This is a genomic window from Vogesella sp. EB, from assembly GCF_001037925.1.
GTDB lineage: Bacteria > Pseudomonadota > Gammaproteobacteria > Burkholderiales > Chromobacteriaceae > Vogesella > Vogesella indigofera.
On record NZ_LFDT01000053.1, the window covers coordinates 1 to 6,124 of the forward strand.

Below are 6,124 nucleotides of genomic sequence, written 5' to 3' on the forward strand. Positions count from 1 at the left end.
GAACCCGGACCGGACGGCGGCGTTTTTTGATGGTTGCTTCAGCCGCTTGTTCAGGCTTCGGCAACGGTGCCTTCTGCTTCGCCTTGGGTATCAAGGCGGGCGCGAACCGCTTTACGCAGGCTCTTGTACAGGTCCGGGTGGGTTTCCTTGAGATATTCAACGATCTCGAAGTCTTCACGACGGACTTTCGCCAGGTCGATCTGCTCGACATGCACCAGACGGAGCAATTCACGTACCGGCTTTGGCATGTTGCGACCGCTTTCGTAGCGCGAACCACCGGACTGGGTAACGCCGATACGGCTCCAGAATTCCTGTTGGTTCAAGCCAAGCTTGCGGCGGATTTCGCGCGGATTGGGGATTTTATCAAACAATTTCATGGCGTTCCTCGCATATGAGTTCTGTTAATCATGGACGGGGTAGTGTCCGCGTGACTTTTGCAAAAAATAAAACATATGGCCGAGTCTTTGCCCAGCCTTATTTGACTTGCATCGGTATGATAGCAGGATTGCGAGAAAAAGGACAGTGTAATTTATGCGAAACGCCCGTTGCCGATAGTGAGCTATCGGCAACGGGGTAAATTGGGGTGGCGAGCCCGACCCCCGGCACTTGCGCTAAACGGCTGTGGCTGCTTCCTTCCGGACCTGACCAGGTTGACCATCGCACAATGCGGGGAGACCCGCCATTGAGGAAAGACATTCTACAGATAAAGCCTCGCAATGACAAGGAGAGTTTGCCTGCAGCGCAAGCCTTGGCGAGGGTTTGCCGGCGGCTGTCATTGCAGGGTGCCAGTGCTAGCTACCCACCAGCTTGTGGTCGGGCTGGCTGCTGAGGTGGCCGAGCACGATCACCCGTGCCAGCCCGAGGTTGGCCGCCTGCCAGGCGCCGGACTTGGCCAGTGGCGGCTGGCGGTGCAGGATCTCCAGCGCCAGCCGCAGGCAGCCCACCGCCTGCTGGCAGTCCTGCTGCGCCTGTGTCGACAGCAGGTTCTTGCGCTGGCGGCTGCCCTGGCGCCGGTCGTGGCCGGCGGCGGGATTCGGCTTGCCGGCGTCGCCCTGGCGGCGGTAGAGGCGGTATGGCAGCGGCCAGTCGTCTACCGGCGCCATCTCGCGCCCGGTCAGCTCACCAATCACTTGTTCCAGCTCCTGTACCAGTGCCGCGGTTTCCTCGGTTACCGCCCGTGACAGGCTGCCGCCGAGCATGACTTTTTCGCGCAGCAGCAGGCTGCGGCGCAGCACGAAGGCCAACTTGCCTTCCGCCAGTGCCCAGGCGTCGGCCTCGTTGCCCTGGCTGGCGCGCTTGTGCAACGCATCCAGCCAGTGCGCCCACGCCAGATACTCCGCCCCCAGTTGCGGCCGGGTGAGGGCGACAGAGGGCGGCGCGCTGGCGAGCGGTGGCGTGGCGTGCGACCACGACGAGCTGCTGCCAAAGTTGACGAACTGTTTGCGCCGAACCGGCTTCATGCCTGTCTCCGTTGCGGGCTAGATAGTTGATTTATAGGCGCTTTGACGCGGTGCGTTGTCACGGCTGCTGGCGGCGGCTGGGCGGGTGGCCTCCGCCATGGCGCGCAGCGCTGCCGGTGGGGCGAACAAGGTTGGCCGCAGGCGGGGTGTGGCGCGGTGATGGCGGGCGCACGGCAACTACGGGCTTTGCAGTTTATTTGAAATCGTACATAATCAAAAGATCGATTATGGAGAGACCAGCATGCAGCTTTACCTACCGGTCGCAGCGCTGCTGCCGCAGAGCGTGCCGCTGTACGGCGCCAGCGTGCCGGCCGGCTTTCCGTCGCCGGCCGACGACTACAAGGACAGTCCGCTGGATCTCAATCGTTACCTGATTCGTGACGCGGCGTCCTCGTTCATGGTGCGGGTGAGCGGTGATTCCATGGCCGATGCCGGCATCCATCACGGCGATCTGCTGGTGGTCGATCGCGGTCTGCCGCCGCTGCACGGCCACATCGTGCTGGCCGCCATCGACGGCGCGTTCACCGTCAAGCGCCTGCACCGCCGCGACGGCCGCGTGGCGCTGCTGGCGGAGAATGCCGCTTATGCGCCGCTGGAGCTGGGCGGCGAGCAGGAGCTGTGCATCTGGGGCGTGGTCACCGCCTGCGTCAAGCGCTTCACATGAGCACCTTTGCGCTGGTCGACGGCAACAGCTTTTATACCTCGTGCGAGCGGGTGTTCCGTCCCGATCTGGCCGGCAAGCCCATCATCGTGCTCAGCAATAATGACGGTTGTGTCGTTGCGCGCTCGGCCGAGGCCAAGGCACTTGGCATCGACGCCTTCCTGCCGTACTACCAGATCGCGGCGCAGTGCCGCCGTCACGGTGTGGCGGTGTTTTCCAGCAATTACGCGCTGTATGGCGACATGTCGCAACGGATGATGCAGGTCGTGGCGCGCTGGGGCATCGAGCAGGAAATCTACTCCATTGATGAAAGCTTCATCACCCTCGACGGCATCCCCGAGCTGCGCGATCACGCGGCCCGCTTGCGTGCCGACGTGTTGCAGCGCGTCGGCATTCCCACCTGTGTCGGCATCGGCAGCAGCAAGACGCTGGCCAAGCTGGCCAACAGCGTGGCCAAGACCCATCCGCGCTGCAACGGCGTGTTCGCCTGGGACTGGCTTGCGCGCGACTGGCAGGAAAAACTGCTGGCAAGGTTGGCCGCAAACCGGGTCTGGGGCGTGGGCCGGCGCAGCGCGGACAAGCTCGCCCGCCTTGGCATCCACAGTGCGCTGGATTTGCAGCGTGCCGCGCCGCAGTTGATCCAGCGCCATTTCGGCATCGTGCTGGAGCGTACCGTGGCCGAGCTGAACGGCGTGTCCTGTCTCGAACTGGACGACATCGCCACGCCACGGCAGCAGCTGATCTCGTCGCGCTCGTTTGCGCGCACGGTGAGCGACAAGTCCACGCTGGCGGCGGCGATCACCCATCACGCCACCCGCGTCGGCGAGAAACTGCGCCAGCAGCACAGCGTGGCGCAGCTGGTCGGCGTCAGTGTCCGTGGCAACCCGTTTGGCGATGCAACAGCGCAACGCGGCTGGACGGTGGTGCCGCTGCCTGGCCCCGCCGCCGACACCTTTGTGCTGGTCAAGGCGGCACTGGCCGGGCTGGAGGCGATCTACCAGCCCGGATACGGCTACAAAAAGGCCGGCGTGGTGCTGCTGGGGATCGGCGCCGCCCAGGCGCGGCAGCCGGACCTGTTTGCGATCAGTACCGATCCGCGGCGCGTCGCCTTGCTGCAAACGCTGGATCAGGTAAACCGCCACTATGGCAGCGGCACGCTGAAACTGGCGTCGGAAGCGCTCAGCGCGAACTGGCGGATGCGGCAGGAGCAACGCTCGCCGCGCTGGACCACCTGTTGGGACGAGTTACCGGTGGTCAGCTAGCGCTGGTCGCATCGCGGCATAACAGACATCACGCCAGCGCGGCAGCCGGCACGGCGGCGGCTTGCTAGAATCGGCGGATGAACCATTTCAATCTCTTCGGGCTGCCATGCTTGGCGCCCGCTCCGGCGGAGCGCCGGTCATGAACGGCTGGGGCGACGCGGTGCAGTACCGCCCGCTGACCACCGCGGCCGGCGAGCAGTTCTCCGTGCCGGAGTACATCCTGCGGGTCGAGGGCGCCGGAGCGGGCGGCTGGCAGCTGCGCTACGGCGAGTGGACCGACTACGCCGATGTCGCCGGTGATGCGGCGGGTGCGGCCAAGGCACTGGCGCTGGCGATCGAGGAAATGACCGCGCGCATCGAGTATCGCGGCAAGTAGCACTCCGATCGTGGTTGGCCAATGACCTGGCGGCAGCGATGAGCGTTGGCGGATAGACCCTGCCGGCCTTTCTGGTGAATGTCTTACATTACGCGATGCCGCATGAGTGGCGAGGCACTGGCCAGTGACACGGTCAGCCTGGCTGCAAGGCGGTGGGCAGATAAAGCATGTCGGGGCACGACTGCATCGTTTCTTCATCTGCGGCAGATTTTCATCTGCGTCGCCAAATTGCCATTGGCGAAGTGCTATTCAACGTGGCGTCTGTCGGACTGTGAAGCCTGCGCGCGCCAAGTGGGCCGCTCTCCGCGCGCGCAGATTGAATGGCTAGCGATTGCCTGTCACGCATTCGGGCAACGGACGGTGCCATTTGTGAGTACTATGCTCGGTTAGCCATCAAGTTGAAGTCATCTGCCCATGCAAACAGAAGTCAAAGAGAAGCCCCGCTACGCCCTGGTGGCATCGGTCCAGTTGCCGGATGTCAGTGATGTCGAGTTCGAGGCGTCGCTCGCCGAACTGAGCGAATTGGCCAAGACGCTGGGTTTCCAGGTGGTGCAGACCTTTGTGCAAAAGCGCAGCAGCTTCGACCGCACCGCCTATCTGGGTGTGGGCAAGCTGGAAGAAGTCAGCATGTTCGTCAATCGCGGTGTCCGCAACGACGAGCTGGAAGCCGGATCGCCAGCGCTGGACGCTGATGCTGTCGAGTTCGACGTGTTGCTGGTGGACCACGAAATCTCCCCGTCGCAGGCGCGCAATCTGGAACTGGCCGTGGGGTGCGCGGTGATGGACCGCACCATGGTCATTCTGGAAATTTTCCATCGCAATGCCCGCTCACGCGCGGCACGCGCGCAGGTGGAAATCGCCCGCCTCGGCTATATGGCCCCGCGCCTGCGCGAAGCGGCCAAACTGGCCGGTCCGCAAGGCCGGCAACGTAGCGGCGTGGGTGGTCGTGGTGCCGGTGAGTCGCATACCGAGCTGGACCGTCGTAAGGTGCGTGACCGCATCGCCGAGCTGCAGCGCGAAATCATCGCCATGGAACTGGAGCGCAAGACCCAGCGCGCACGCCGTCTGGAACGTCAGGGCCTGGGGCTGGGCGGGGTGTCGCTGGTGGGCTATACCAATGCCGGCAAGTCCACGCTGATGCGGGCGCTGACCGGCAGCGAAGTGCTGGTGGCCAACAAGCTGTTCGCCACGCTGGACACCACGGTGCGTGCCCTCTACCCGGAAAGCGTGCCGCGCGTGCTGGTCAGCGATACCGTCGGCTTCATCAAGAACCTGCCTCACGGACTGGTGGCCTCTTTCAAGTCCACGCTGGAAGAAGCGCTGGATGCGGCGCTGTTGCTGCATGTGATTGATGCCAGTGATCCCGGTTTCCTGCGCCAGCTGGAAGTGACCGACGAAGTGCTGCAGGAAATCGGCGCCGACGAAGTGCCGCGCATCCGCGTATTCAACAAGATCGACCATGTCGGTGATGAAACCGCCCAGGCGGCCTGGACTGCCGAACTGCAGCAGCGCTATCCGGGCTGCGTGGTGATGAGTGCGCGTCGTCCGGAGGAAGTGGCCAGCCTGCACGCGACCATCGTTTCCTTCTTCCAGCAGGATCTGGTGGAAGACGAGCTGCTGCTGCCGTGGTCGGTGCAACAGCTGCGCGGTGACATCTACAGCCACTGCCAGGTGCTGGAAGAGCGTGCCGAGGAAGACGGCAGCTGGTTCCGCGTGCGTGGCGAGCCGGAAAAGCTGCGCAGTCTGCGCGAGCAGCTCAGCCCGGGCGCGCAGGGCAGGGAAAAGGAATACTGGGAAGTCTGAGGCGCGATCGCGGCGCAGTCTGAGCCAGACCGGCCTTGTGGTACGAATGGGGTTTGCGTGCAAAGCTCTTACCCCTGACGCGCAACGCCGCTGTCTCCGCTGAATCGGTGCCCGCAGGCCTTCACGATGCGCGCCAAAAACCTGAGTCTGCACGGTACAGTCATCGTCGCACGGGGTTTCCGGGGCATGGAAAAGGTCGTGGCGGGCCTGCCGCGACGCCTTTTCAAACTGGCCTCGGGCCAAACGGGGCATGGTCTTGATTGGTCAGCTGGAATTCAATGCGGAGCAATGAAGCGTGCGCCAGTTGCGGCATTTCACCATCTCCGCTTCGTGTAGGGAAGCAAAGTTAGTGAAAACTACTGTCCTTGCCAAGTAAGGCTTTTCTTCTTTTTGTGTGCTTGCCACGAAGCTGAAGAGGCGTAGAGTTCCTGAAAAAATCTGACTTTTCTTCAAAGTTGTTGAATAGATCCTGCGGAAGTTGCTACATCTGGCTGGCTGGTTCGTTTCCCTTTGCTGCGATGGGCGCTTCAGCTGCGCCAGATTCTTGTCAGTGTGTCGATTT

7 protein-coding genes and 1 other RNA gene are annotated in these 6,124 nt (G+C 63.1%); 4 read left to right on the forward strand and 4 right to left on the reverse strand.

What is annotated here, in order from left to right; genetic code table 11:
* Positions 1-50: 50 nt before the first annotated feature.
* The 3 genes from ACG97_RS16545 to ACG97_RS17055 all read right to left on the reverse strand — a co-directional run bounded on the left by ACG97_RS16545 (position 51) and on the right by ACG97_RS17055 (position 1,460).
* Complete coding sequence (locus ACG97_RS16545; protein WP_047968489.1) at positions 51-377, reverse strand: DNA-binding transcriptional regulator; 327 nt, start codon at positions 375-377, stop codon at positions 51-53.
* A 205-nt stretch (positions 378-582) separates the two neighbouring features.
* Positions 583-681, reverse strand: an RNA gene (gene ffs, locus ACG97_RS17410) — signal recognition particle sRNA small type.
* A 110-nt stretch (positions 682-791) separates the two neighbouring features.
* Positions 792-1,460 carry a hypothetical protein gene (locus ACG97_RS17055; RefSeq protein WP_053068222.1) on the reverse strand — a complete coding sequence of 223 codons (669 nt, stop codon included), beginning with the start codon at positions 1,458-1,460 and terminating at the stop codon, positions 792-794.
* A gap of 241 nt (positions 1,461-1,701) precedes the next feature.
* Here ACG97_RS17055 and ACG97_RS16555 point away from each other — a divergent pair, with 241 nt between their 5' ends.
* From ACG97_RS16555 to hflX, 4 genes are all read left to right on the forward strand, one after another.
* Complete coding sequence (locus ACG97_RS16555; protein WP_047968490.1) at positions 1,702-2,124, forward strand: LexA family transcriptional regulator; 423 nt, start codon at positions 1,702-1,704, stop codon at positions 2,122-2,124.
* Complete coding sequence (locus ACG97_RS16560) at positions 2,121-3,383, forward strand: Y-family DNA polymerase (protein WP_047968491.1); 1,263 nt, start codon at positions 2,121-2,123, stop codon at positions 3,381-3,383. Before ACG97_RS16555 ends, ACG97_RS16560 begins: the two co-directional genes overlap by 4 nt.
* Before the next feature lie 139 nt (positions 3,384-3,522).
* A complete protein-coding gene (locus tag ACG97_RS16565; protein ID WP_156168071.1) occupies positions 3,523-3,759 on the forward strand; it encodes a hypothetical protein in 237 nt (78 codons plus the stop codon).
* A gap of 414 nt (positions 3,760-4,173) precedes the next feature.
* Positions 4,174-5,562, forward strand: a complete 1,389-nt coding sequence (hflX, locus tag ACG97_RS16570; protein WP_047968493.1) for a GTPase HflX — start codon at positions 4,174-4,176, stop codon at positions 5,560-5,562.
* Positions 5,563-5,826: 264 nt separating this feature from the next.
* On the opposite strand, the gene ACG97_RS18100 is transcribed toward hflX, so the two are convergent.
* Positions 5,827-6,124 (reverse strand): hypothetical protein (locus ACG97_RS18100; RefSeq protein ID WP_238377382.1); only part of this gene is annotated, 298 nt, incomplete at its 5' end.